Consider the following 26,820-nt stretch of genomic DNA (forward strand, 5'->3'; position numbering starts at 1 on the left):
CGAGCTAAAAAGCCGGCAAGCTCACCTCGATGAAGCTCAGTCGAGCTTCAACCGCAGCGACAAATCCACCGCCCGAACATGCTTGGTAAGCGCCCCCACGGAGATGAAATCCACGCCCGTGCCCGCGTACTCGCCAATGGTCGACAGATCCACGTTGCCGGAAATCTCCAGTTCCGCACGTCCCTTGGCCAGGGCCACGGCTTCTCGCATCAGCGGCAGGGTGAAGTTGTCGAGCATGATGCGGTCGGCACCGGCATCCAATGCCTGCTGCAGTTCATCGAGATTCTCCACCTCGATCTCCAGCAACAGCTTCGGATGCAGACGACGAGCCGCTTCGGCGGCTGCCTTGATGCTGCCCGCCGCGATGATGTGGTTTTCCTTCACCAGGATGGCGTCGTACAAACCCACGCGATGGTTATGACCGCCACCGCAGCGCACCGCGTATTTCTGCGCCAGTCGCAGGCCGGGAACGGTCTTGCGGGTGTCCAGCACGCGCACGCCGGTGCCCGCCACAGCGGCCACATGCGCGGCGGTCGAGGTGGCAGTGCCGGAGAGCAGCTGCAGGAAATTCAGGGCCGAACGCTCGGCAGTCACCAGGGCACGCGCATTGCCGCGCAGGCGGCAGATCACCGAACCCGCGGCGACCCGGTCGCCATCGCGGACGTTCCAGTCGATCTGCGCTTGCGGATCGAGTCGGAGGAAGCAGGCGTTGAACCAGGCGATGCCCGCCATGACCGCGTCGTCGCGACAGGTCAGCGTGGCGCTGGCGGTGGCTTCCGCCGGCAACAGCTCGGCGGTGGCGTCGCCGCTGCCGATATCTTCGGCGAACGCGCGCTCGACTTCCGCCTGGATCAGGTCGGACGAAGGTGGAACAAGTTGTACTGAATTCATTCGGTCGGTGCTTGGGACGTGGCCGGTTGGCTGAGGCGACCGACGATGGCATCCAGCGCGCGGTCGAACAGAGCGGTGGATTCAAGCACGCGCGCCGTACCGCTGGCGAGTGCCTGGGCCAGTTCGTGCGGCGAGTAATCGGCCACTTTGAGGCCGCGGCGGTTCACGAACAGGTAGCGGCCGCTCATCGGGCTGATCCACGAGAGCTTGGCGCGCTCGATGGTGTCCGGGCCGGTCACGAACTCCAGCCAGGTGCCGGGCTTGAGCTCGGAGACCAACAGCATCTCCGGCGTGTCGAGCACCGGCTCCTGCACGGGTTCGGTACGGTCAAGTTCCGCTTCGGACTCGGCGATCGGCTGGATGCTTTCGGGAATGGGCAGGCTGGTGGATTCCTCCACTGCATGCACCTCGGCCTCCGGCACCGCTTCGCCGAGCTGGTGACGGTAATAGGTGTGCAGCTGGGCCAGCAGGCGATCGATATCGCTTTCCTGGAACGCCACGTTGCCCAGGCCACGGCGCAGGGCGCGCTCGATGCCCGGCAGCATCTGGCGCAGCGCGCGGCGCTCGTCGAGCGTGCGGGCCGGCTTGGTGCTGTCGATGAAGTCGTTGGCAAAGCGCAGCGCGTCGCGGAACTCGCTCGATTCCTCGCCCTGGCGAAGAATCGTGAGTACCAGGTAGTTCGCCCAGGCGCGCGACAGAATCCCATGGATCAGCGGCGGAAGGTTATGGCCTTCTATACGGCTGAGGATCTCGCGGGCAGCGCGGCGGCGCGCCTGCTCGAGCTTCTCGCGGCCACGGGTGGACTCGGCCACGCGCTGCTCGGCCAGTTCGGCACGGCGGCGGCTGATGTCCTGGAATTCCTGCAGCTCGGCGCACAGGCGTTCGAAGATGGTCATGTCATCGTCGAAGTCCTGCAGCAAGCGGTCGACGATGGATTTGATCTTGTCGTGCAGGCGGTGATCGCGATCGGACTCCGCCGACCAGCCCTTGGCAGCATCGGCCAGGCTGTCGAGCAAGCGGCGCGCCGGGTGCTGGCGATGCGCGAACAGCTTGCGGTCGAGGATGGCGGCCTTCAGGTAAGGAATCTGCAGGCGTGCCAGCAACACCTGCATCTCGGTCGGCAGGTTGCGGTCTTCGAGGATGAACTCGAACAGCATGCCGACCAGATCGATGGTGTCCTCGTCGATGGTCGACACCTGGCTCGGCTTTTCGCCGCGCAGGGAGCCGATCTGGGCTAGCAGGTGTTCCTTCAGCTGCTGCACTTCGCCAGCCAGTTCCACCGCGTTGCTGGTGCTCAGCGGCATGTGCTGGTTGATGGCGGCCTGGCTCTGCAGCACGCTCAGCGCACCGATCAGCTCGTTGGCGCTGGGCAGCTGCATGGCGCCGGCGGGCATCTGCATGGCGCCCACAGCAGGCGCCGGGCGGCGTGCGCTGAACAGCGTGCGCAGCGTCTGGATCAATTCGTTGGACGCGTTACCTGTCTCGTCTTCACCGAGGAAGGTGCCTTCCGTCTGCTCAGCCGCGGCCGCGGTACCGGTGGGTGCCGCCGTACCGGCTGCGCGGGCAGCGCCGCCAGCACGCGGGATCTCGTGACGCAATTGCGGCAGCACGCCGGCACGCACGAGTTCGGCGTTGATCTCCTGGTACAGCTCGTCCAGCGAGGCCAGCACGTAGCGGTCGAACAACTTGTAGATGATCAGCTTGACGCGCATCTCGGCGCTGAGCTCGCGCATCGCCTGGCGGAACGCCTGCGACAGCGCGGCCGGCCCCACCGGATTGGTGGCGTCGTCAATCTTGATGCCGCCATAGATGACCGACAGGCGCTGGTTCACGGCGAACAGGTCGCGCGTGAGGCGCGTTTCGTTCTTGCCGATCATGCTGGTGATGGCCAGCGATTCTTCCAGTTCGTTGTCGGCCACCAGCGACAGCTCGACCGAACCGACGGGCAGCGACACGCCATTGCTGGTGCCGGCGTTGTTGCGGTAGCTCGAGGCGAAATCGGTCAGCTCGCGCGAGATCTGCGCCAGGAAGCTGCGCTCCACCATCGGACGACGCTTGCGCACTTCGCGCATGCCGTCGAAGTAGTGCATCTGGGCGGCGTTGTTCTCGGCTTTTTCGGCCAGGTCGAAGAGGGCATCGTCGACATGCTCGAACATGCCGTTGATCAAGATCTGCAGGCGACGGCCAGCAATGTCCCGGACGGTGTTCAAGAGGGCGCCTCCGCGCTCGCTGGACGGGTCCAGGCGCTGGGTCAGGCTGACGATATTGGATGATTCACTGGCGTCTTTCATCGCCTTTCACCCCCTGAAAGTGATGCCGACGTGCTCACAGCCACATACGACAATACGCCAGCCTACGATAAGGGAAGTCATGGGCCGCTGTCATTCGCCGTATCGATATATGTCGACACGTTCACAAGAAGCGGGTTCTTGCGGACATCCGGCCCAAAGTGGCCCTCAGGCGGCCGCTGGAAAGTCAGTGAGCTGCAAGGTACCGATGCCTTCCTCGGGCAGCATGACGGGGATGCCGTCCTCGACCCGGTAGATGACCTTGCGGTCCGTGGTGATCAGCCCTTCGGTGACCGGCGCGCCCACGGCGGCGCCTGCCACGGTCTGGACCTGGCTGGCCCCGATGGCCCTGTTCAGGGCGTCGAGCTCCTGGCGCTGGAGCGGGCGGACGGGAACCTTGCTGACCGGGCAGCAGAGGATATCGAGTAGGCGTTTGTCCATGGGGAGTGGGTCGTGCCGAGACGCGGAAAGTCCGTACAATAACCCTTTTGGATGGCTTGGGTCATGACCTCGACTTCCCTCCCGCCGCGCGTGGGCGTTGTGATGGGCTCCCGTTCGGACTGGGAAACCATGGAGCACGCGTCCAGCGTGCTGGCCGAGCTCGGCGTGGCGCACGAGGTGCGCGTGGTGTCGGCGCACCGTACGCCGGACCTGTTGTTCCAGTACGCCGAGGAAGCCGTCGGTCGCGGCATCCAGGTCATCGTGGCCGGTGCCGGTGGCGCCGCTCACCTGCCGGGCATGCTGGCGGCCAAGACGCGGCTCCCCGTGTTTGGCGTACCGGTGCAGTCCAAAGCGCTCAATGGCATGGATTCGCTGCTGTCGATCGCCCAGATGCCGGCAGGCATCCCGGTCGGCACGCTGGCCATCGGCCGCGCTGGTGCGGTGAATGCCGGCATCCTGGCGGCCTCGGTGCTGGCGCTGCACGACCCCGCCATCGCTGCCGCGCTCGACAGCTACCGTTCCCGCCAGACGCAGACCGTGCTGGATAACCCGGATCCTCGCTCGTGACCGCTCGTCGCCAACCGGTGCTCGGCATCCTCGGCGGCGGCCAGCTCGCCCGCATGCTGGCGCTTGCCGCCGCGCCGCTGGGCGTGAAGACCCTGGTGGTCGACAGCGCTGCCGATGCCTGCGCCGGGCAGATTGCCCCGCTGGTGGTGGCCGACTGGACTGACTACGACGCGCTCGAGCACTTCGCCCGCGAAGTCGACGTGGTCACTTTCGATTTCGAGAACGTGCCGGCCGAAACCGCGCACTGGCTCGCCAATCGCGTCGATGTGTTTCCCGCGCCGCGCGCGCTGGCCGTGGCGCAGGATCGCCTGGCCGAAAAAACCTTGTTCCTCGAGTGCGGCCTGCAGACGCCCGAGTTCAAGGCGGTCGACACGCGTGAGGATCTCGAGCGCGCGCTGGCGATCGTCGGCGCACCGGCCATCCTCAAGACCCGTCGCCTCGGTTACGACGGCAAGGGGCAGTTCCGCATCAAGACCTTGGCCGATGCCGATGCCGCCTGGGCTGCGCTCGGCGCGCAGGCGCAGGCACACGGGCTGATTCTCGAGGCCTTCGTTCCGTTCGATCGCGAGTTGTCGGTGATCGCTGTGCGCGGTCGCGACGGCGACTTCCGCACCTGGCCGCTCACGCAGAACTGGCATACCGACGGTGTGCTGTCGCTCAGCCTAGCGCCGGCTTCGGACATCGCTGCCTTGCAGGCGCGCGCTACGGGTCTGGCCCGCACGCTGGCGGAAAAGCTTGATTACGTCGGCGTGTTTGCGCTCGAGCTATTCGTGAAGAACGGCGAGCTGCTCGGCAACGAGATGGCGCCACGCGTGCACAACTCTGGCCATTGGACCATCGAGGGTGCACTCACCAGCCAGTTCGAAAATCACGTGCGCGCCGTGCTCGGCCTGCCGCTGGGCGATACCTCGGCACGTGGCCTTTCGGCAATGTTCAACTGGATCGGCGAGCTGCCCGACGCCGCGCCGGTGCTTGAAGCCATCGACGCGCATTGGCACGACTACGGCAAGCAGCCGCGTGTCGGTCGCAAGGTGGGGCATGCCACGGTGTGTGCGCCGGATGCTGCGCAGCTGATCGAACGCCTGGCGGGTATCGCCCATGCGCTGGGGCGTGATCCGCAGGCGCAGCCTGCGGTCGACAAATTGCTCGAGAACAAAAGCGCGACCTGACACTGTGGGAGCGCACCCTGTGCGCGACGGCGACCTGCGAGTTGCCGCTTCGCCGGGTTGTCGCGCACAGGGTGCGCTCCCACAAATGGCAGGCAGCGCGCAAAAAAACGGGGCCTCGCGGCCCCGTTTTCATGACTGCCTGCAGCGAAGGAATCAGGCCAGATTCTTGGCCGCAAATTCCCAGTTAGCCAGATTCCAGAACGCCTCGATGTACTTCGGACGGGCGTTGCGGTAGTCGATGTAGTACGCGTGTTCCCACACGTCGCAGGTCAGCAGCGGCTTGTCGCTGCCGGTGATCGGGGTGGCTGCGTTGGACGTGTTGACGATGCCCAGCGAGCCATCCGGACGCTGCACCAGCCAGGTCCAGCCCGAACCGAAGTTGCCCACGGCCGACTTGGTGAACTCTTCCTTGAATTTGTCGAACGAACCGAACGCCTTGTTGATGGCGTCGGCCAGCTTGCCGGTCGGCTCATTGCCGCCCTTGGGGCTCAACGAGTTCCAATAGAAGGTGTGGTTCCAGACCTGGGCAGAATTGTTGAACACGCCGCCGGACGACTTCTTGATGATGTCTTCAAGCGCGGCGTTCTCGAACTCGGTGCCCTTGATCAGGTTGTTGAGGTTGGTCACGTAGGCCTGATGATGCTTGCCATAGTGATACTCGAGCGTTTCCGCGGAAATGTGCGGCTCAAGTGCGTTCTTTTCGTAGGGCAAGGGGGGGAGTTCGATCGCCATGTTGTGGCTCCTGGGCGTTGGCTGAGGAAAGAGGTCGGGCTGGATTGGCCGAGGACCGGCGACCCGCGCACGACTGATACACTATCGATCTCATTGCATTGTAACGATGAAGCACTCGAATTATGGACGTTAACGAGCGAATCAAGGCGGTCCTGGCCGAACATGCCATCGTGCTCTTCATGAAGGGCACGCCGCAGTTCCCCATGTGCGGCTTTTCCAGCCGTGCCGTGGAGGCGCTGAAGGAGGCGGGCGCGCAGTTTCATGCCGTCAACGTGCTGGCCGATCCGGAAGTCCGTGCGGCGTTGCCGCATTACGCGAACTGGCCGACCTTCCCGCAGCTCTTCATCCAGGGCGAGCTGATCGGCGGTTGCGACATCGTCGAAGACCTCAACGCGGCCGGTGAGCTCGCGCGCATGGCAGCGGATGTGGCGGGGGCCGGTTCCTGATGGCGCTTCCCCTGGTTCGTCTGCCGGAAGGCTGGGCTGCTGAGCCTGGTTCGTTGGCCGGTCGTGTCGTGCTGGTCACTGGCGCCTATGGCGGCCTGGGTTCGGCCGTGGCTCGAGCGGCTTCGCGTGCCGGTGCGACGGTGGTGATCACCGGCCGCCGCAAGCGCCAGCTCGAACAACTTTACGATGCGATGGTCAGCGAGGGCCTGCCCGAGCCGGTGATCCATCCACTGGATATGGAAGTGGCCACGCCGCGCGACTACGAAGCGCTGGCCGATGGTCTCGAACGCGATTTCGGACGGCTCGACGGCATCGTGCATGCCGCTGTCAGCTTCAAGGAGCTGACGCCGCTGGCCGTGCACAAGCCCGACGACTGGCTGCGTGCGATGCACGTCAACGTGTCGGCGCCGTTTGCACTGACCCAGGCCTGCATGTCGCTGCTGTCGCGTGCATCCGATAGCTCGGTGGTGTTCGTGCTCGACAATCCCGAGCTCGTGCAGCGCGCGCACTGGGGCGCTTACGGCGTGTCGAAGGCGGCGCTGGAGCGGCTGGTGGAAATCCTGCATCAGGAAACCGAACAGTCGCCCCTGCGTGCGCACGCGCTGTTGCCTGCGCCGATGCGCACCACGCTGCGGCGTGCGGCGTATTTCGGTGAAGACACCATGATCCATCCGCTGCCGGATGCGGCAGCGCAGGCAGCCCTCTATCTGCTGGGCGAGCAGGGCAAGGTCGCGCGCGGCGCGACTCTCGATTTGCGTGTATCGGCATGAGCATGACGCAGGAGCTCGGCTGAGATGGAAACCCAGATGACCACGCTGGCGGCGGGAATCCTGCTGTTCCTGATCATGGACCCGCTCGGCAACATCCCGATCTTCCTGAGCCTGCTCAAAGATGTGGCGCCCAAGCGGCGGCGCAAAGTGATGATCCGCGAGCTGCTGATCGCGCTGGGCGTGTTGCTCGTTTTCCTGATCGGCGGCCAGCACATCCTCAAGCTGCTGCAGTTGCGCCAGGAATCGATCAGCATCGCCGGCGGCATCGTGCTGTTCCTGATCGGCATCCGCATGGTGTTCCCGCCCGCCGATGGCGGCGGCATCTTCGGCAAGCAGGGCGAGGGCGAGCCCTTCATCGTGCCCATGGCCATTCCGGGCGTGGCCGGTCCATCTGCGATGGCGGCTCTGTTACTGCTTACCAATACCCAGCCCGGCCGTACGGCGGATTGGGCCATCGCCTTGCTGGGCGCGTGGCTGGCGACCTCGGTGATCCTGCTGTGCTCCACCTATCTGTTCCGCTGGCTGGGCGAGAGCGTGCTTACGGCGCTTGAGCGGGTGATGGGCATGCTGCTGATTGCGCTGTCAGTGCAGATGTTCATGGGCGGCGTGGCCGCGTATCTGCATCTGGTCGTTTGAAACAGCACGAAAGTCGCACACGTGATCTTTCGGACCCATCCGCATAACCTTGCTGTCATAATCCGCTACCAGCATTTGGGGTAATTCCCAGGAGGCGGTCATGCTCAAAGTTGAACAGACCCTCACCGAACGTCTGCCATGGTTGGCGCAACACCCCCTGATCCGCCGGCCGGTGGCCGGCATGCTGGGCCGCTTGGCTGATGAGGAAGGGTTCAACCGCACACTGGTAGCCGCCGGCGAGGCCGAAGGTTTCGACTTTGTCGAGCGCACGCTGGACGTGCTTGGCGTCAGTTACTTCGTCAACCCGCGCGAGCGGGAGAACATCCCGGTTGAAGGCGGCGTCCTGATCGTCGCCAACCATCCGCTGGGCATGATCGATGCGCTGACCTTGTTGCAAATGGTTGGTTCGGTGCGCAGCGATGTGCGCATCCTCGCCAACGACTGGCTGATGTCGATCCCGCCGCTGCATAAGTTGTTGCTGCCCGTCGATGTGTTCGGCAAGGGCGCCGCCTCGCGCATGCGCGACATTTATCGTGCGCTCGACAACGGCGAGGCCTTGATCGTTTTCCCGGCGGGTGAAGTGTCGCGCGTGAGTCCGTCGGGCGTGAGCGACGGACGCTGGTCCGATGGTTTTGCGCGGCTGTCGCAGCGCAGCCGTGCGCCGGTATTGCCGATCCACGTTGCCGCGCGCAATTCCGCCATGTTCTATGGCTTGTCGATGCTGGCCAAGCCGCTCAGTACCGCGATGCTGCCGCGCGAAGCGATTTCACCCACCAGCCGCCGCATTGGTTTCAGCGTGGGCCAGCTGGTATCCGCCGACGAACTTGAGCAGCACAGCGGCGATTCGACGAAACGCGCGGCCAAGCTGATGCGTCGCCACGTGTATCGCGTGGGCCGTCATCGCGGCCTGATCTTTGGCGGCCAGGCGCCGCTGGCGCATCCGGAACCGACCGAACGCGTGGTGGCCGAGCTGCAGGCGCAGGCGGAAAAACTCGCCGACCTCAACGACGGCAAGCAGATCCTGTTGTTCAAGGGCGCGTCCGACAGTGCGGTGCTGCGCGAAATCGGTCGTCTGCGTGAGCTCACCTTCCGCAAGGTGGGCGAGGGCACGGGTGCACGCCGCGACCTCGATGCCTACGATCCGCATTACGAGCACCTGGTGCTGTGGGATCCGAAAGCACTGCGCATCGTCGGTTCCTATCGCTTCGGCCACGGTGGTCGCCTGATCGGCGAGCGCGGCATGTCGGCGCTCTATACCTCGAGCCTCTTCAGCTATTCGCCCGCGCTCGAATCGCGCCTGGCGCAGGGGCTGGAGCTGGGCCGCAGCTTTATCGCGCCCGCCTACTGGCGTTCGCGTGCGCTCGATCAGTTGTGGCAGGGCATTGGCCTCTACCTGCAGCGCCATCCGGATCTGCGTTACCTGTTCGGTCCGGTAAGCATGTCTGTCACGCTTCCGCGCGAGGCACGCGAGTGGATCGCAGCGGCGCATCAGCATTACTTTGGTGCGCCGGGTCTGGCCTCGGCACGGCAGCCGTTCGTGGTGTCGCCCGCGGTGATCGATCTGGTGCGCGATGCACTGGCGGGTCTGGACCCGGCCGCCGGGCTTGGCAAACTCAAGCATCATCTCGATGCGCTTGGCGTCAGCCTGCCGGTGCTGTATCGCCAGTACGTGGATCTGGTCGATCCGGAGGGCGTGCAGTTCCTCGCTTTCGGTGAGGATCCGGGTTTCTCCGGCTGTGTGGATGGACTGGTGATGCTCGACCTGGCGACGCTCAAGCCCGCCAAGCGTGCGCGTTACCTGGGGAAGTAGGGGCGTCGGGTTCTACCGACGCCTTCAGTCGGCTAGATATCGCCCTACTAAAGTTTCAGTGGCGGCTTATTGACCATTGATTGGGGAGAAAGCGCGGGCCTTTGTGCTCGCGTGATCCTTCGGTAAATTTCTTGTAAAATACTTATGCAAAGCTGACGTCGTTGGTCGAGGCGCAAGGGGCTAGTCGCTGCCTGGACCAACAGTCTTAATTAATTTCGTAATTTCGCCCGATTTTTACCGATCGGGCTTTTTTACGCCCGGAGGAAACGTTTAAATTTACGTTAAATGGCATGAAATTGCGTTTTTACGCAATGACTTGCGAAGCATCTTTCGATTAATCGCGAGATCTTTCTGCCGGGCGACGCTCCTCTTTCCTACTCCGTTTGCTGGCGACCTCCGGGACGGCAGCTGACTCCAAACTTTGTCAATTCTGGAATGACGATGATGAAACGAAACCACCTTTCCATGGCCATTGCTGTCGTATTTTGTATGGCAGCCGGTGTCGCCTCGGCCCAAGACACCACGGGCCAGGCCACCAACCCGCAGACCAAGGAACCGGCCCCGCGCAGCGGCCCGTCGAGCACGTCCAACACCACCACCTCCAACGACACCAAGCGTGCCCAGCAGCTGGACACGGTGACGGTGCAGGCGCAGAGCCTGTCGCTGGGTGACGGCCTGATGTCGGTGCAGACGGCTCCGAAGGCGGTTTCGACCATCTCGCGCGACGCCATCGTCAAGGCTGCGCCGGGCGGCACCTTCGTGCAGATGATCGACTCGATCCCGGGCGTGAATGCCTCGACCGACGACGTCAGCGGCCTGGCCAACGGCAACTACCAGATCCGTGGCTTCACCAGCGACGAAATCGGCACCACCGTCAACGGCGCGCCCATCAACGACAGCGGCAACTACAAGGTCTACTCGACCGAGTACGGCGACACCGAGAACATGGGTGACATCACCGTGCTGCAGGGTTACCCGGACGTCGACACGCCGATCTCCGGCGCTGCCGGCGGCGCCATTTCCTGGGTCACCATCGATCCGTCGCACACCGCCGGCCTGGACTTTGCCCAGAGCCTGGGCAACCACGACTACCGCCGCACCTTCCTGCGCTTCAACACCGGCGACCTGGGCCCGGTGCGCGCATGGTTGTCCTATTCGACCAACACCTCCGATTTCTGGCGCGGTCCGGGCGACTTGAACGTCACCAAGGTCGACGGCAAGGCGCTGTGGACGATCGACGACAACAACTACATCTCCGGTTCGGTCCAGTACAACCGCGAGCGCAACTACAGCTACGACAGCCTGACCAAGGCCCAGGTGCGTTCGGGCGGCTATTTCCAGAGCTACGACGAGCCCTACAGCCCGACCGATACCTACTACTGGAAGCTCCACACCAACCCGTTCACCAGCTGGCTGGCCAGCCTCGATGGCGAGTTCAAGCTGGCTGACAGCCTGCGCCTGTCGGTGGTGCCGTACTTCTGGTACGGCAACGGCGGCGGCGGTGGCGGCTACAAGTTCACCGAATCGACCGTGCCGCAGAACGTGATCGGCGTGGCCAACCAGGATCTCAACGGCGACGGCAAGATCGGCGGCAGCGCGGTGGCTTACGACGTCAGCCAGACCTTCACCTACCGTCCGGGTGTCATCGCCAAGTTGAACCAGGACTTTGGCATGGACGACAGCCTGGAGTACGGCTTCTGGTACGAGCGTGCTCGCCAGCAGCAGCAGGAGGTCTTCAACCCCGCCGTCGACGGCGAGCCGTCCGATTTCTGGGGCAACTCCAACTACATCCGGTACTCCAACGGCGTGATCCAGCGCCTGTACCGTGAGTACACCAACTCCGAAATCAAGAAGTTCTTCGCCACCAACACCTGGACCCCGAACGACAAGTGGACCATCACGGTCGGCGCGGCGTACCTGTGGGAAGACCGTACCGGTTACGACTACGAGAACTGGGGCAGCTACAGCACTCCCACTGCCAAGACCAACCAGTTCGGCGGCGAGGCTGAAGCGACCTATCACAAGGTCAGCCCGACCGCTGGCGTGAAGTACCAGCTCAATGACGAGAACCAGTTCTACATCGGCGCCGGCCGCACCTACCGTGCACCGATCAATGGCTCGCTGCTGCAGAACGTTGCCGTGGCGGACAACCCGAAGAACCTCGCCAACGCGGCGGCCGGCACTTATCAGTCCAAGCCGGAAGAGGCCACCACGGTCGACCTGGGCTGGCGCTTCTATGCCGATCACTTCTCGGCCAACGTCGATGCGTACGAGTCGCACCTGGTCAACAAGCAGATCTCCGGCTATGACGTGAACTCCGGCCAGACGGTGTACCTGAACCTGCCGAAGATGCACATGCGCGGTGTCACCGCCGAAGGCAGCTACAAGTTCGCCGAAGACTGGACCTTGTACGGCAACTACTCGTACCAGAAGGCTATCCTCGACGGTAACGTCAACACCTTCGGCGACGGCACCTACCCGACCGAAGGCAAGACCTTCCTCAACACGCCGAAGAACTCGGGCTTCCTGCGCCTGGGCTACGACCATGGTCCGTTCTGGGCCAGCCTGGACGCCAAGTACCGTGGTCCGATCTGGGGTGACTGGTCGAACACCGAGCAGGTGGGCGGCTACACGGTGTTCAACTTGAACGCCGGCTGGAAGTTCGACGACTTCGCCACCTGGCTGCGCAACCCGTACATCAAGCTCAACGTGTTCAACCTGACCAACAAGCGTGCGCTGACCAACGCCAACAACATCGGCGCGTTCCTGGCCAGCAATCCGGGCAACACGATCAAGGACGTCAACACGGGCGGTACGCTGTTCACCTCGGCGCCGTACTACTCGCTGCTGGAAGACCGCACCTACATGGTCACCTTCGGCATCTCGTTCTTCTAAGTCGAACGACTTACGCAGTACCCCGAAACCGGCGCCGCAAGGCGCCGGTTTTTTTGTGCCCGAGGAAATGTCCGGTCATCAGTAACTTACGCCAGGCGTAAGAAGTACCCGCAAGAAGTGTGAGTATTTCGTCAAAAAGTTACGAAATTGTAATATAATGCGGATACATTCGTCGTGATGAGTCGCGGTCGACGGCCCCTGCGGGGCGGTCCCGGACGAATCAAAATAATTTAGGGAATCAGTCACTTAAGACGGTGGCGAGGGGGCATGGGACTCCTTCGGTCTGGTCCCATGCCTTTTTTGCGACTTTCTTAAGGGGTTGAATCTCGATGAACCATTCGTTGCGTACGAAATTGCTGCCATTGGCGATTGCGGGCTTGCTCGCCACGGCTCCGGTGCTGGCCCAGGACACCTCGTCTTCCATCAGCGGCCGCATCGTTGACGGCAGCGGCCAGCCGATCGCCGGCGCTACCGTGCAGATCGTGCATGAGCCGACGGGCACCACCAAGACCACCACCACTGACGCGGCCGGCCGTTATGCGGCACAGGGCCTGCGCGTGGGCGGTCCGTTCGACGTGAAGGTGTCCAAGGACGGCACCCAGAGCGAGCAGGACAATGTGTACCTGCAGCTGGCCGAGGACACCGCGGTCAACCTGACCATGGGCGTTTCCGCCGACACGGCGAACGCACAGAACCTCAGCGGCGTGACCGTCTCGGCCAATACGCTGTCGCAGACCTTCACCCCGGACAACAAGGGCTTGTCGACCAACGTGTCGCGCCGTGAGCTCGATGCCACGCCGACCCCGGGTCGCTCGATCCAGAACGTGGTCCGTCTCGATCCCCGCGTGGTGATCACCGACCGCGCCCGTGGCGAAATCTCGGCCGTGGGCCAGAACAGCCGCTACAACAACATCACCGTCGACTCGGTCAGCGCGAACGATCCGTTCGGCCTGAATGCGAACGGCCTGCCGACGCTGGGCACGCCGATCTCGCAGGACACCATCGAGGAATACAACATCTCGACGGCCAACTACGACGTCGCCACGCGTCGCGGCATCGGCGCCAACGTCAACGCCGTGACCAAGAGCGGTACCAACGACTTCCACGGCTCGGTCTACTACGCGTTCCAGAACACCGACATGATCGGTGACAACGAGCTGGACAAGCCGTACGCCGGCTTCAATCGCCAGTGGACGGCCGGTGGCACGGTCGGCGGCCCGATCATCAAGGACAAGCTGTTCTTCTTTGCCTCGTATGAAAAAAGCGAGCAGGTCGGTTCGGGCAGCCCGTACGGTCCGCAGGACTCCGGCGCCGCGACGCCGATCAAGGGCCTGACCAACCAGCAGGTGCAGCAGGTGCGCGACATCGCCGCCAAGTACGGCTTGACCGATATCGGTTCGGTGGGCGGCGGCAACTCCAACCTGCAGGACAAGCGTTACCTCGCCAAGGTCGACTGGAACATCGCCGACAACCATCGCGCCAGCTTTACCTATAGCGAGACCAAGGAACAGAAGCCGATCATCACCGGCAGCACCACCAAGCTCGTGCTGTCCAGCGGCTGGTACAACACCAACGTCGACAACAAGAGCTACGCGCTGCACTTCTACGACGACTGGTCGGACATCTTCTCGACCGACACCACCTTGTCGTATGCCAACTTCGACCAGAACCGCGGCCCGTACAACGGCGTGGCGATGCCAGACGTCACGGTTTATCCCGTGGCATTTGGTGGTCCGGCGATCGAGTTCGGCACGGAGTACTCCAGCCAGGCAAACGTGCTGAAGGTGAAGACCCTCGACGCAGCCTGGGCCGGCACCCTGTACCTCGGCGACCACACCGTGAAGGGCGGCTTCGACTACGAAAAGGGCAAGTACTACAACCTGTTCCTGCAGAACTACTACGGCAGCTACACCTTCGAAGAGATCCCGGGTCCCAAGGGCACTACGGGTCTGGATAACTTCGCCAACGGCCTGTACTACCAGTACCGCTACAACCGTCCGGCACCCAACCTGGGTCTGGGCGACGTCGCCGCGAATTACAACCTCACCCAGTGGGGCATTTTCCTGCAGGACACCTGGCAGGTGACCAACAACCTGTCGCTGCAGTACGGCGTGCGCGTCGACGTGCCGCTGATGGACGACAAGCCGATTTACAACCCGACGTACGCCGCGGCTCCGGGCGTCAACCCGACCACCGGTGCGGCCACCGGCGGCTTTGGCCAGACCAACCAGTACACCATCAACGGTCATCGCGTGGTGCAGCCGCGCATGTCGTTCAACTACGCGTTCAATACTGAGCGCATGACGCAGCTGCGTGGTGGCGCGGGTCTGTTCGTGACCAACCAGCCGGCGGTGTGGCTGGGCAATATCTTCTCCAACTCCGGTATGACGCAGACGCAGTTCAACTGCGGTCCGACTCAGTCGCCGCCGTGCAACACCAACCTGCCGGCGTTCAGCGCCGATCCGTTCCACCAGAATCCGGGCCCGGTTGGCGCTGGCCAGATGACGGTCAACACCATCTCCAAGGACTGGAACATCCCGACCGCGTGGAAGTTCAGCCTCGGCATCGACCGCGAGCTGCCGTGGTACGGTCTGATCGCCACGGCTGACTGGGAGCACATCGACCAGCGCGACGCCATCTGGTTCCAGAACGTGAACCTGGGCGCCCCGACCGGTCAGCTGCCTGACGGCCGCAACACGTACTACAAGCTGCCGACCGATCCGGCCACCACCAAGCCGGTTCCGCGTGCGAACGCCAACCAGGCGTTCTCCGGCCAGATGATCAACCTCGCCAACACGGGCAAGGGCAGCGCCGACAGCATCGCGCTGTCGCTGAAGAAGCCGTTCTCGGAAGACTGGTCGGGCATGATCGGCTTCACCTGGAGCCGTTCGACCGAAGTGAACCCGGGCACGTCCTCGGTCGCCAACTCGAACTACAGCAACAACTACGTCTACAACTCCAACGAGAACGTGGCCAGCACCTCGAACTACTCGGTGCCGCGTCGTGTGATCGCTTCGCTCAACTGGCAGCATCGCTTCTGGGGCGACTACGCCACCAGCGCGAGCATCTTCTACGACGGTCACTCCGCGTCCCCGTATAGCTGGACGTTCGGCAATGACGCCAACGGCGACGGCTACACCAACGACCTGGTCTACATCCCGCGTCCGGGTGAAGTCGTGTTCCGTCCGGGTACCAGCCAGACGCTGATCGATCAGTTCTGGGCGAACATCCAGAACAACGATTACCTGAAGGATCACCAGGGTGAAGTGGCCAAGCGCAATGGCGACCGCGCCGGTTGGCTCAACCAGATCGACCTGAGCTTCAGCCAGGAAATCCCGGGCATCTTCAAGGGCAACAAGGGCATCATCCGCTTCGACGTCTACAACTTCACGAACCTGCTGAACAAGCATTGGGGTATCGAGAAGCGCGTGGCGTTCCCGGGTGGCCGTGCCCTGGCCGACTACGCCGGTGTCGACCCGAAGACGGGCAAGTACATCTACAACATCGATTGCGGTGGCAAGCCTTCGTGCACCACCTACAACCAGGGTGGTGGCTACCAGCCGCTGCCGATCCCGACCTACATCAACAACAACGACGACCTCGCCCAGCGCTGGTCGGTGCTGCTGACGGTGAAGTACGCCTTCTAACGCAAGTGCTCGCTGTTGAAGTAATCCAAGCCGGCGCCTGAAAGGGCGCCGGTTTTTTTTGCGACTCTTTCCATGCGAGGGGGACGAATACCCCTTTGCCGTCATTTCCCCTCACCGTCATTCCGGCGAAAGCCGGAATCCAGCGCCTTTCGAGCCTGCCGCGACCATGAAAGGCACTGGATTCCGGCTTTCGCCGGAATGACGGTGAGGGAGCCGGCGTCAACAACAACATTCCAAATGCCCGGCCGAGCTTGACCCTGCCATGCCCGGCGCGGGAAGCTACGCGGTCCGCCGCGTTTTGCACGGACGAACGAGCCGCGAGGGCGCGGCGAGGAGAATGGTTCAATGAACGAGATTCAAGCCGGAAAGTCCGGCCGACCCGCCACCGTGAGCGCGCGCATTTCGCCCGCCGGTGGCCTGGATATCCTGTCCCGCAACGAAGTGGCGCGCCTGCGCGACGCCAGCGGTTCGGGCCTGCACGCCTTGCTGCGCCGCTGCGCGCTGGCCGTGCTCACCTCGGGCAACATGAGCGACGATCCGCGCTCCATCCTCGAACAGTTCCCCGATTTCGACATCCAGGTGCTGCAGCAGGACCGCGGCATCAAGATCGAGCTCACGCACGCGCCGGCGCAGGCGTTCGTGGATGGCCAGATCATCCGCGGCATCAACGAGCTGCTGGTCGCCGTGATGCGCGACATCGTCTATGTGTCCACCCAGATGGAGCAGGGCAATTTCGATCTGGACGACAGCGTGGGCCTCACCCATGTTGTGTTCGAAATCCTGCGCAATGCACGCATTCTCAAGCCGCAGATCGACCCGAACCTGGTGGTGTGCTGGGGCGGCCATTCGATCTCGCGCGACGAGTACGAGTACACCAAGCAGGTGGGCTACCAGCTCGGCCTGCGTGGCATGGACATCTGCACGGGTTGCGGCCCGGGCGCCATGAAGGGCCCGATGAAGGGCGCCACCATTGCGCACGCCAAGCAGCGTCGACGCAGCAACCGCTATATCGGCATCACCGAGCCGGGCATCATCGCGGCCGAATCGCCGAACCCGATCGTCAATCACCTGGTGATCATGCCGGACATCGAGAAGCGTCTCGAAGCGTTCGTGCGCATGGGTCACGGCATCATCGTATTCCCGGGCGGCGTGGGCACGGCTGAAGAGATCCTCTACCTGCTCGGGATCCTGCTGCATCCGGACAACGCCGGCGTGCCGTTCCCGCTGATCCTCACCGGTCCCAAGCAGTCGGCCGCGTACTTCGAGCAGATCGACCACTTCCTGCGCCTCACCCTGGGCGAGAGCGTGACCCAGCACTACCAGATCATCGTGGACGACCCGGCCGCCGTGGCGCGCGCCATGGTTCGCGGCATCGACAAGGTGCGCAACCATCGCCTGGACACCAAGGACGCGTTCTTCTTCAACTGGTCGCTCAACATCCCGTACGCGTTCCAGCTGCCGTTCCGCCCCACCCACGAGGCCATGCGCTCGCTGGCGATCCACCGCGACCGCCCGCGCCATGAACTGGCCGCGGACCTGCGTCGCGCGTTCTCCGGCATCGTGGCCGGCAACGTGAAGGAGGAGGGTCTGCGCGCCATCGAGAAGTACGGCCCGTTCGACATCGATGGCGACGCCGACATCATGGCCTCGCTGGATGAGCTGCTGAAGGGCTTCGTGGCCCAGGACCGCATGAAACTCCCGGGCGGCACGGCCTACGTGCCCTGCTATCGGGTGCTCACTGGCGCCCGCGCAGCCTGATGGTTTTTGAGAGCCGCATGGCTTGACAGACCAGAGCTGGATATTCAAACTATCCAGCTCACCCCGCCCGAATAGCTCAGCCGGTTAGAGCACTTGACTGTTAATCAGGGGGTCGTTGGTTCGAGTCCAACTTCGGGCGCCATATTCAAGAAAACCCTGCCGTTTGGCGGGGTTTTTTTATGCCCTGGGGCAGGGCTGTCTCAATGGTTCCTGATTGCCGAACCATGGCCCTGGCAGCGTCCACATCGGTTACACGTCCTGCCGATGAAGATCGCCAGGGGTTTGCGGTTGGCCCGTGCGGGTGCTGCCCCGGCTTCGTCAGGCCGCAAGACTGGATGCACTTCGTCTTCACTCGAAGGGAGAGCTTGATGCGCAGCTGGTTGCTTGCCCTCGGCGCCATGGGCTTGGCAGGTTGCGCGAGCACCGGCGACATCACGCACAACAAGCCCACCTTCCAGGCCAGCACGAGCAAGCTCGATTCGACCTACGCGGCCTGCGTGCACTCGCGTTGGCAGACAATTTCGCCCACGGCGCACATCGTCGAAACGCCGACGACATTGCAGGTCGTTGTGGCCAATAACACCACGAGCGTGGAAGAACTGCTGGTCATCCACAGCAAAGTCCAAGGCGCGGAGGTGGTGCTGTATGAGCGCCTGCAGGTTCTGGCCATGCGTGCGTATCGCGACTCCGCCAAGGCGTGTCTCTAATTGCTTGTTGCACAAAGCGCGGCGTCGTCCGCCTTTGTGGTGGCGCTTGCTACGCGCCCAACGTTGGAGACGGTGAGGGCGAGCGCACCTTCCGCGTGACCCTTGCGGCACAGCGTGAAGGTCGCAGGGCTGCCGCCTGCGGTGCCAGTGGGCTGGAAGCGGATGGTCTTGCGGTCCGACGTGATGTGTATGGTCACGCGCTGGTAGCTTCCGCTTACGAGCATGGGCGAGCCGTCCAGCTGATCCGCGTTGCCGCTGCGATAGTTGCCGATGGCCCAGCCGCGCTCCCAACGCGTGATGCCGGCGCAGTGCCGTCCATCCAGCGAGGGACAGAACAGCTTCGGGCGTCCGCTGGTTTTCGCCAGGCTGCGGGCGTGCTGGAGCGTGGCGATGAGGTCGAGCTGGGCCGTGCTGAGTTGATATCGCGCCAGCATCCGACCCATGGCGGGCACTGCGAGCACCATCACCACCGCAGCCACGACCAACGCGATGATGGTTTCAAGCAGCGTGAAACCGGCGCTGCGCTGTGGCTGGTAGCCTTCGTGGCTGATGCCCACCGGTCGCCTCCTGCGTCTCGGAAGCGTTCAGCCTAGCTAGGGCTAGCGGGCGCTCCAGTCATCTGGCGCCAAGGGCCCGTGTCGTAGCCTGCTGACAGGCCCTGTCAGCAGGGCAATTTAAAATGTCCCGTCGCGACCGCATGTAGAGAGCCATGACTGACCGCTTCGAACTCGTCTCGCCCTACCAGCCCTCCGGTGATCAGCCCGAGGCCATCCGCAAGCTCGCCGAGGGATTCGAGGCCGGCCTCGCCGCGCAGACTCTGCTGGGCGTCACCGGCTCGGGCAAGACCTACACCATTGCCAACGTGATCCAGCAGGTGCAGCGGCCGACCATCGTGATGGCGCCGAACAAGACGCTGGCGGCGCAGCTGTACGGCGAGTTCAAGGAGTTCTTTCCGCACAACGCGGTGGAATACTTCGTCAGCTACTACGACTACTACCAGCCCGAAGCCTATGTGGTGGCGTCCGATACCTTCATCGAGAAGGACGCCTCGATCAACGACCACATCGAGCAGATGCGACTGGCGGCCACCAAGGCGCTGCTGTCGCGCAAGGATTCGATCATCGTCGCCACGGTGTCGGCGATCTACGGCCTGGGCGATCCGGAAGACTATCTCTCGCTGCGATTGATCCTGGCCAAGGGTGAGCGCATCGATCAACGTGCCTTGATTCGCCAGCTGACCGAACTGCAGTACACGCGCAATGAAATGGAGCTTCGCCGCGGTACATATCGCGTGCGCGGCGAAATCATCGATGTGTTTCCCGCCGAATCGGAAACAGAAGCGCTGCGCATCGAGCTGTTCGACGGCGAAGTGGAAAACATGTCGCTGTTCGATCCGCTCACCGGCGACACCATCCGCAAGGTGCCGCGCTATACGGTTTATCCGCGCACGCACTATGCGAGTACGCGCGAGAGCGTGTTGAACGCGATCGAGACCATCAAGGTCGAGCTGAAGGAGCGGCTGGAGCAGTTGTACAAGGACAACAAACTGGTCGAGGCGCAGCGCCTGGATCAGCGCACGCGCTTCGACATCGAAATGATGGCCGAGGTCGGCTACTGCCAGGGCATCGAGAACTACTCGCGCCATCTCACGCGTCGTGGCCCCGGCGAACCGCCGCCGACCTTGTTCGACTATCTGCCGGCGGATGCGCTGCTGGTGGTCGACGAATCCCACGTCACCATTCCGCAGCTCGGCGCCATGTACAAGGGCGACCGCTCGCGCAAGGAGACGCTGGTGGAATTTGGTTTTCGTCTGCCTTCGGCGATGGACAACCGTCCGCTGCGTTTCGAGGAGTGGGAGGCGCGCGCGCCGCGTTCGATCTACGTATCTGCCACGCCGCGCGACTACGAATTGCAGAAGTCCGGCGACGCCGTGGTGGAACTGGTGGTGCGCCCGACCGGACTGATCGATCCGGAAGTGGAAGTGCGTCCGGTGCGCACCCAGGTCGACGATCTGCTGGGCGAAGTGCACAAGCGCGTGGCGATGGGCGATCGCGTGCTGGTCACCACGCTGACCAAGCGCATGGCCGAGAACCTCACCGAATATTTGAACGAGCACAGCGTCAAAGTGCGCTACCTGCACTCGGACATCGAAACGGTGGAGCGCGTGGAAATCATCCGCGACCTGCGCCTGGGTGAGTTCGATGTGCTGGTAGGCATCAACCTGTTGCGCGAGGGCCTGGACATGCCCGAGGTGTCGCTGGTGGCGATCCTCGATGCCGACAAGGAAGGTTTCCTGCGCTCGACCGGTTCGCTGATCCAGACCATCGGTCGTGCGGCGCGCAACCTGCGTGGCAAGGCGATTCTTTACGCCGACAACATCACCCGCTCGATGCAGGCGGCGATGGACGAGACCGCCCGCCGTCGCGAAAAGCAGGAGGCCTATAACGAGGCTCATGGCATCACGCCGCAGTCGGTGGTGCGTCGGATCGCGGACATCATGGAAGGCGCCCGCAGTGAAAGTGCGTCACGTGGTCGCGGCCGCCGCGGAGACCGCCAGACCGCCGCCGTGGCGGAGCAGGGCGCCCAGTACGCCGCGCTGAGCGGCGACCAGGCCGCCGCCATGATCAAGAAGCTCGAGGCGCAGATGTACAAACACGCCGAGAACCTGGAATTCGAGGAGGCGGCCCGGCTGCGCGACCAGATCCACCAGCTGCAGGAGCGCGCGGCGCGCTGAGGCCGGATAGTTGTCCAAGCCTCCCGAAATGTGTAAACTGCGCGGCTCGCACGGCATGCCGGGCGAGAACCGGGCGGTTAGCTCAGCGGTAGAGCACTACCTTGACATGGTAGGGGTCACAAGTTCGATCCTTGTACCGCCCACCAATACCGATGAAACGGCGTGGCCTTTGGGTCGCGCCGTTTCTTTTTGCGCTGAAGGAGCCGGTCGATGACGTACCTTTGGATCAAGAGCTTTCATGTCGTGTTCGTCATTGCCTGGATGGCAACGGTGTTCTATCTGCCGCGCATCCTGGTGAATATCGCGGAGTCCGGCGACGAGCCGGCCGTGAAGGCGCGCCTGATCCTGATGGGGCGGCGGCTCAACCGGTTCGGCCACCACATGTTCGGCATCGCCTTCATGTTCGGTCTGGCCCTGTGGGAGGGCTGGCGCCTGTTTCCGCAGACGCTGCCCAACGTGGTGGCCTCGCTGCACTGGATCGACGCCAAGCTGACTCTGGTCGCGCTGATGATGGTCTATTTCGCCTGGTCGGGGCGCCTGCTCAAGCGGAGCGAGCAGGGTGGGGCGCTGCCTTCGGCGAAGACGCTGCGCATCATGAACGAGCTGCCCGTGCTGGTCTTGCTGGGCATCGTTTTCCTGGTGATTGCCAAGCCGTTCTGATCAGCCGCCCTCGGGTTTTCTGTGGGAGCGCACCCTGTGCGCGACAGGCGCCGCGGCCTGACCGAACGCCAGTCGCGCACAGGGTGCGCTCCCACAACGAGCATCGCTCATTGCTCCTGCTGGAAATATTCCCTGTACCACGCCACAAACCGCGCCACGCCCTCTTCGATCGAGGTATTCGGCGCATAGCCCACATCACGCCTCAGCGCGGAAACATCGGCCCAGGTATCGGGCACATCGCCTGGCTGCATCGGCAGCAGCCGCTTCTCCACCGTACGCCCCAGTTGGCGCTCCATCAGCTCGATGAAGTGCAGCAACTGCACCGGCTGGTCGTTGCCGATGTTGTAGACGCGATACGGCGCGCTGGACGTACCCGGACTCGGGGCTAGCGCGTCGTAGGCGGCATCGGGCAGGGCGACGTGATCGAGCGTGCGGATCACGCCTTCCACGATGTCGTCGACATAGGTGAAGTCGCGGCTGTGGTTGCCGTAGTTGTAGACGTCGATAGGCTCGCCGCGGCTGATGCGGTCGGCGAACAGCATGGGTGACATGTCCGGCCGGCCCCAGGGGCCGTACACCGTGAAAAACCGCAGGCCGGTGGTTGGCAAGTCGTATAGGTGGCTATACGTATGCGCCATCAGCTCGTTCGCTTTCTTGCTCGCCGCGTACAGGCTCACCGGATGGTCCACGGCGTCCTCGATGGCGAACGGCAGCTTGCGGTTGGCGCCGTAGACCGAGCTGGACGATGCATACACCAGATGCTCGACCTTGCCGTAGCGGCACGCTTCCAGAATGTTGACGAAGCCCACCAGGTTGCTCTGCACGTAGGCTTGCGGGTTCTTCAGCGAATAGCGCACGCCGGCCTGGGCGGCGAGGTTGACCACGCGTTGCGGGCGGAATTCGCCAAAGGCGCGGTTGACGGCAGTGGTGTCGGCCAGATCGGCACGCAGATGCGTGTAATTGGGGTGGTCGGCAAAGCGCGCAAGCCTGGCTTGCTTGAGCGTCGGGTCGTAGTAGTCGTTGTGGTTGTCGATGCCATAGACCTCGTCGCCGCGCGCCAGCAGGCGCTCGGCAAGGGCGGAGCCGATAAAACCGGCTGTGCCGGTGACGAGAATGCGCATGGGGAAAGCTCGGTGTTCGACGAGGCGGGCATTCTATCGCTGCCGATTGTGAGACGGAGTCCGCAGTGGCAGATTTGACATCGCTGGATAGGCTAAACTAGCGTTCCGACTGCACCCATCCCAGAGACAAGGTGGCCCGCGCCTCAAGCGTCGGTCTAGCGTGTGACATGGCAACTACGAGCTTCCATCGCTGACTTGAGCCACGCCTTGTTCGACAAGAAGGGCGCGTGGCGCTCTTTTTTTGTGCTCGCCGTCCGGGCGAGCGAAAGCAAGACCGGCCATCCACTTTGGACGTCTTTTTTAGGTGTCAACATGATTGAAATTACGCTACCCGACGGCAGCAAGCGGCCGTTTGAACATCCGGTGACGGTGCAGGACGTGGCAGCCTCGATTGGCGCCGGTCTGGCCAAGGCGACCCTGGCGGGCAAGGTGGACGGCAAGCTGGTGGATGCCAGTTTCCCGATCGACCATAACGCCAGCCTTGAGATCGTCACTGAGAAGAGTCCCGAGGCGCTGGACATCCTGCGGCATTCCACGGCGCATCTGCTGGCGCAGGCCGTGCAGCGCCTTTATCCGGGTGCGCAGGTCACGATCGGTCCGGTGATCGACAACGGTTTCTACTACGACTTTGCCTATGAGCGCCCGTTCACGCCCGACGATCTGGTGAAGATCGAGGCGGAGATGGAAAAGATCGTCAAGGAAGCGCTGCCGGTGACGCGCAGCGTGAAGTCGCGCGACGAGGCGGTGAGCTTCTTCCGTGGCATGGGCGAGGAGTACAAGGCCGAGATCATCCAGAGCATTCCGGCCAATGAAGAATTGTCCCTGTATTCGCAGGGCGATTTCACCGACCTCTGCCGCGGCCCGCACGTGCCCAACACGGGCAAGCTGCGCGCGTTCAAGCTGATGAAGGTCGCCGGCGCCTATTGGCGCGGCGATTCGAACAACGCGATGCTGACGCGCATCTACGGCACGGCGTGGCTCAACGACAAGGATCTGAAGGCCTACCTGCACCAGCTGGAAGAAGCCGAGAAGCGCGACCATCGCAAGATCGGCAAGGCGCTGGATCTCTTCCATCAGCAGGAAGAAGGTCCGGGCATGGTGTTCTGGCATCCCAAGGGCTGGGCCATCTGGCAGCAGGTGGAGCAGTACATGCGCCGCGTGTATCGCCAGAGCGGCTACCAGGAAGTGCGCTGCCCGCAGGTGCTGGACGTGTCGCTGTGGAAGAAGTCCGGCCACTGGGACAACTATCAGGAAAACATGTTCTTCACCGAGTCGGAGAAGCACACGTACGCGCTGAAGCCGATGAACTGCCCGGGCCACGTGCAGATCTTCAACACGTCGCTGCACAGCTACCGCGACCTGCCGGTGCGTTACGGTGAGTTCGGCGCCTGCCATCGCAACGAGCCCTCGGGCGCGCTGCACGGCATCATGCGTGTGCGTGCGTTCACGCAGGACGATGGCCACGTGTTCTGCACGGAAGCGCAGATCGAATCCGAAGTGACGGCCTTCCACCAGCAGGCCATGAAGGTCTACGGCGATTTCGGTTTCGAGGACATCGCGCTGAAGATCGCGCTGCGCCCCGACAAGCGCATCGGCAGCGATGAGGTATGGGATCGCGCCGAAGAAGCGCTGCGCGCCGCGCTGGGTGCGGCCGGCGTGCAGTGGGAAGAGCTGCCGGGCGAGGGCGCTTTCTACGGTCCGAAAATCGAGTACCACATGAAGGATTCCATCGGCCGCGCCTGGCAGGTGGGCACCATGCAGGTGGACTTCATGATGCCCGAGCGCCTGGGCGCCGAGTATGTGGACGAGAATTCACAGCGTCGTCACCCGGTGATGCTGCATCGTGCCATAGTGGGTTCGATGGAGCGTTTCATCGGCATCCTGATCGAGCATCATGCCGGTCTGCTGCCGACCTGGCTGGCGCCGGTGCAGGCCGCCGTGTTCAGTATTACCGACGCCCAGGCCGACTATGTCCGCGAAGTGACGCAAACCCTTGTCGATAAAGGTTTCCGCGTACACGCCGATTTGCGCAATGAGAAGGTCGGCTATAAAATCCGCGAACATACGATGCAGAAAGTCCCTTACCTGCTGGTGGTCGGAGATCGCGAGAAGGAATCGGGGGCAGTATCCGTGCGTACGCGTTCGGGCGAGGACCTAGGCAGCATGCCGCTGGTCGCATTGATCGAACGCCTGGAAGCCGAGACCCGTCGCTAAGCGCGCGGGCCGGCACTTTTAAGAACTCTTCTGGAGGATTGTGGTATCGCTACCACCGACACAAAGGGCAACCGCCGTAACCTTGAGATCCGCGTCCCGCGCGTACGCGTGATCGGCGCAGATTCGGAACAGCTAGGCATCCTGACCCGTGACGAGGCACTGGCCTTGGCACAAGAAGCGGGCATGGACCTGGTCGAGATCCAGCCGAACGGCGATCCGCCGGTCTGCCGCATCATGGACTACGGCAAGTTCAAGTTCGAAGCCCAGAAGAAGGCTCAGGCGGCCAAGAAGAAGCAGAAGCAGGTCGAGATCAAGGAAGTGAAGTTCCGTCCGGTCACGGACGTGGGCGACTACCAGATCAAGCTGCGCAACATGCTTCGCTTCCTCGAGGAAGGCGACAAGGTCAAGGTCACCATCCGCTTCCGCGGCCGCGAAATGTCTCACCAGGACCTGGGCCAGAACCTGGCCAAGAAGATCCAGGAAGATGTGGGCGAGAACGGCGTGGTGGAGTCCTTCCCCCGCCTGGAAGGTCGTCAGATGGTCATGATGATCGGCCCCAAGAAGAAGCAGTAATCGAAAAAAGCGGCCCGAGGGCCGCTTTTTTCTTGGGGCATCCGATGCCCCGAGGTGGAGGCGGCTTTTCCCTCTCCCCCCGGGGAGCGGGTAGGGCATTGCCACCTTTAAGGTGGTGGGGGGGGGGGCGGGTACTCGCGGTAACGCTCCCTACTCGTCATTCCTGCGAAAGCAGGAATCCAGTGCCTTTAGCCCTTCCCTGCGCCGCAAAGTCGCTGGATTCCTGCTTTCGCAGGAATGACGGTGAGGTGCTGGTGGCTGGCGCAGGAATGACGGTGAGGTGCTGGTGGCTGGCGCAGGAATGACGGTGAGGTGCTGGTGGCCGGTGAGGCCAGGCTGGTCCCGACCCCCTCCCTTTCCGCAGGATGCAGGGAGGAGTGCAGCTAGACGCCTTCCCGCTGGCAAATCCCCCCATCCCTCCGTATAATCGCCGGTTCGACCCACCAGGACGGGTCGTGAACCGATCGTGGCAGGATGGAAAGAGTGGCCTTCGGGGTCGCCGCCAGATCAGTCAGAAACCGGGGTTCAAGCCCCATCAAGGAGCATTCCCATGCCCAAGATCAAGACCAACCGGGCGGCTGCGAAGCGTTTTCGCAAGACCGCGTCGGGCAAGTTCAAGGCCGGTCACGCCTTCAAGTCGCACATCCTGACCAAGAAGTCGACCAAGCGTAAGCGCGGTCTCCGTGCCACCAACCACGTCAAGGCTTGCGACACCAAGGGTGTAGCACGCATGTTGCCGTACTTGTAAGGCGAGGAGATAA

General features: G+C 63.1%; 21 protein-coding genes and 2 tRNA genes. 17 read left to right on the top strand and 6 right to left on the bottom strand.

Annotated features, from left to right (window positions below):
* Positions 1-36: 36 nt before the first annotated feature.
* The 3 genes from nadC to AC1DMY_RS02065 all read right to left on the bottom strand — a co-directional run bounded on the left by nadC (position 37) and on the right by AC1DMY_RS02065 (position 3,620).
* On the bottom strand, positions 37-891 hold the full coding sequence (gene nadC, locus AC1DMY_RS02055) for a carboxylating nicotinate-nucleotide diphosphorylase (protein WP_477163370.1): 855 nt from the start codon (positions 889-891) through the stop codon (positions 37-39).
* On the bottom strand, positions 888-3,182 hold the full coding sequence (locus AC1DMY_RS02060) for a DUF1631 domain-containing protein (RefSeq protein ID WP_477163371.1): 2,295 nt from the start codon (positions 3,180-3,182) through the stop codon (positions 888-890). Before AC1DMY_RS02060 ends, nadC begins: the two co-directional genes overlap by 4 nt.
* 165 nt (positions 3,183-3,347) lie before the next feature.
* Positions 3,348-3,620 carry a Trm112 family protein gene (locus AC1DMY_RS02065; RefSeq protein WP_477163372.1) on the bottom strand — a complete coding sequence of 91 codons (273 nt, stop codon included), beginning with the start codon at positions 3,618-3,620 and terminating at the stop codon, positions 3,348-3,350.
* Between the two features lie 63 nt (positions 3,621-3,683).
* Between AC1DMY_RS02065 and purE the strand changes: the two genes are divergently transcribed.
* Together purE and AC1DMY_RS02075 are read left to right on the top strand one after the other, a co-directional pair.
* Positions 3,684-4,187 (top strand): 5-(carboxyamino)imidazole ribonucleotide mutase, encoded by a 504-nt coding sequence (gene purE / locus AC1DMY_RS02070; RefSeq protein WP_121878260.1) that lies wholly within the window; start codon positions 3,684-3,686, stop codon positions 4,185-4,187.
* A complete protein-coding gene (locus tag AC1DMY_RS02075; protein ID WP_477163373.1) occupies positions 4,184-5,356 on the top strand; it encodes a 5-(carboxyamino)imidazole ribonucleotide synthase in 1,173 nt (390 codons plus the stop codon). Before purE ends, AC1DMY_RS02075 begins: the two co-directional genes overlap by 4 nt.
* Positions 5,357-5,509: 153 nt before the next feature.
* Here AC1DMY_RS02075 and sodB read toward each other — a convergent pair whose 3' ends face one another.
* Positions 5,510-6,088, bottom strand: a complete 579-nt coding sequence (gene sodB, locus AC1DMY_RS02080) for a superoxide dismutase [Fe] (protein WP_477163374.1) — start codon at positions 6,086-6,088, stop codon at positions 5,510-5,512.
* 122 nt (positions 6,089-6,210) lie between these two features.
* On the opposite strand from sodB, the gene grxD reads away from it, so the two are divergent.
* From grxD to AC1DMY_RS02125, 9 genes are all read left to right on the top strand, one after another.
* Positions 6,211-6,534, top strand: a complete 324-nt coding sequence (gene grxD / locus AC1DMY_RS02085) for a Grx4 family monothiol glutaredoxin (protein WP_477163375.1) — start codon at positions 6,211-6,213, stop codon at positions 6,532-6,534.
* Positions 6,534-7,304: an SDR family NAD(P)-dependent oxidoreductase gene (locus AC1DMY_RS02090; RefSeq protein WP_477163376.1), complete on the top strand. Its 771-nt coding sequence runs from the start codon at positions 6,534-6,536 to the stop codon at positions 7,302-7,304. The genes grxD and AC1DMY_RS02090 overlap by 1 nt, the downstream gene beginning before the upstream one ends.
* Before the next feature lie 36 nt (positions 7,305-7,340).
* Positions 7,341-7,940 (top strand): YhgN family NAAT transporter, encoded by a 600-nt coding sequence (locus AC1DMY_RS02095; RefSeq protein ID WP_477164175.1) that lies wholly within the window; start codon positions 7,341-7,343, stop codon positions 7,938-7,940.
* Positions 7,941-8,040: 100 nt separating this feature from the next.
* Entirely contained in the window at positions 8,041-9,750 is a 1,710-nt protein-coding gene (olsF, locus tag AC1DMY_RS02100) for a bifunctional ornithine lipid synthase OlsF (RefSeq protein WP_477163377.1), read from the top strand.
* 465 nt (positions 9,751-10,215) lie between these two features.
* Complete coding sequence (locus AC1DMY_RS02105; protein ID WP_477163378.1) at positions 10,216-12,645, top strand: TonB-dependent receptor; 2,430 nt, start codon at positions 10,216-10,218, stop codon at positions 12,643-12,645.
* 329 nt (positions 12,646-12,974) lie between these two features.
* Complete coding sequence (locus AC1DMY_RS02110; RefSeq protein ID WP_477163379.1) at positions 12,975-16,292, top strand: TonB-dependent receptor; 3,318 nt, start codon at positions 12,975-12,977, stop codon at positions 16,290-16,292.
* Between the two features lie 345 nt (positions 16,293-16,637).
* Positions 16,638-18,050: a nucleotide 5'-monophosphate nucleosidase PpnN gene (gene ppnN, locus AC1DMY_RS02115; protein ID WP_477163380.1), complete on the top strand. Its 1,413-nt coding sequence runs from the start codon at positions 16,638-16,640 to the stop codon at positions 18,048-18,050.
* A gap of 65 nt (positions 18,051-18,115) precedes the next feature.
* Positions 18,116-18,192, top strand: a tRNA-Asn gene (locus tag AC1DMY_RS02120).
* 226 nt (positions 18,193-18,418) lie between these two features.
* Complete coding sequence (locus AC1DMY_RS02125) at positions 18,419-18,757, top strand: hypothetical protein (protein ID WP_477163381.1); 339 nt, start codon at positions 18,419-18,421, stop codon at positions 18,755-18,757.
* Here the strand turns inward: AC1DMY_RS02125 and AC1DMY_RS02130 are convergent.
* Entirely contained in the window at positions 18,754-19,314 is a 561-nt protein-coding gene (locus AC1DMY_RS02130) for a GspH/FimT family pseudopilin (protein ID WP_477163382.1), read from the bottom strand. The two genes, AC1DMY_RS02125 and AC1DMY_RS02130, sit on opposite strands and share 4 nt — an antisense overlap.
* Positions 19,315-19,466: 152 nt before the next feature.
* On the opposite strand from AC1DMY_RS02130, the gene uvrB reads away from it, so the two are divergent.
* The 3 genes from uvrB to AC1DMY_RS02145 all read left to right on the top strand — a co-directional run bounded on the left by uvrB (position 19,467) and on the right by AC1DMY_RS02145 (position 22,151).
* The gene (gene uvrB, locus AC1DMY_RS02135; RefSeq protein ID WP_477163383.1) at positions 19,467-21,491 is read left to right on the top strand and encodes an excinuclease ABC subunit UvrB; all 2,025 of its coding nucleotides are present in this window, start codon (positions 19,467-19,469) and stop codon (positions 21,489-21,491) included.
* A gap of 71 nt (positions 21,492-21,562) precedes the next feature.
* Positions 21,563-21,637 (top strand) — tRNA-Val (locus AC1DMY_RS02140).
* A 64-nt stretch (positions 21,638-21,701) separates the two neighbouring features.
* Positions 21,702-22,151: a CopD family protein gene (locus AC1DMY_RS02145; protein WP_477163384.1), complete on the top strand. Its 450-nt coding sequence runs from the start codon at positions 21,702-21,704 to the stop codon at positions 22,149-22,151.
* A gap of 107 nt (positions 22,152-22,258) precedes the next feature.
* Here the strand turns inward: AC1DMY_RS02145 and AC1DMY_RS02150 are convergent, their stop codons facing one another.
* Entirely contained in the window at positions 22,259-23,272 is a 1,014-nt protein-coding gene (locus tag AC1DMY_RS02150) for an NAD-dependent epimerase (RefSeq protein WP_477163385.1), read from the bottom strand.
* A 312-nt stretch (positions 23,273-23,584) separates the two neighbouring features.
* On the opposite strand from AC1DMY_RS02150, the gene thrS reads away from it, so the two are divergent.
* From thrS to rpmI, 3 genes are all read left to right on the top strand, one after another.
* Positions 23,585-25,486, top strand: a complete 1,902-nt coding sequence (gene thrS, locus AC1DMY_RS02155; RefSeq protein WP_477163386.1) for a threonine--tRNA ligase — start codon at positions 23,585-23,587, stop codon at positions 25,484-25,486.
* Positions 25,487-25,531: 45 nt separating this feature from the next.
* On the top strand, positions 25,532-26,059 hold the full coding sequence (gene infC / locus AC1DMY_RS02160) for a translation initiation factor IF-3 (RefSeq protein ID WP_338069387.1): 528 nt from the start codon (positions 25,532-25,534) through the stop codon (positions 26,057-26,059).
* Between the two features lie 550 nt (positions 26,060-26,609).
* Positions 26,610-26,807 carry a 50S ribosomal protein L35 gene (gene rpmI / locus AC1DMY_RS02165; RefSeq protein ID WP_038615747.1) on the top strand — a complete coding sequence of 66 codons (198 nt, stop codon included), beginning with the start codon at positions 26,610-26,612 and terminating at the stop codon, positions 26,805-26,807.
* Positions 26,808-26,820 lie beyond the last annotated feature (13 nt).

The sequence above is a fragment of the Dyella sp. 01L423 genome (assembly GCF_056399945.1).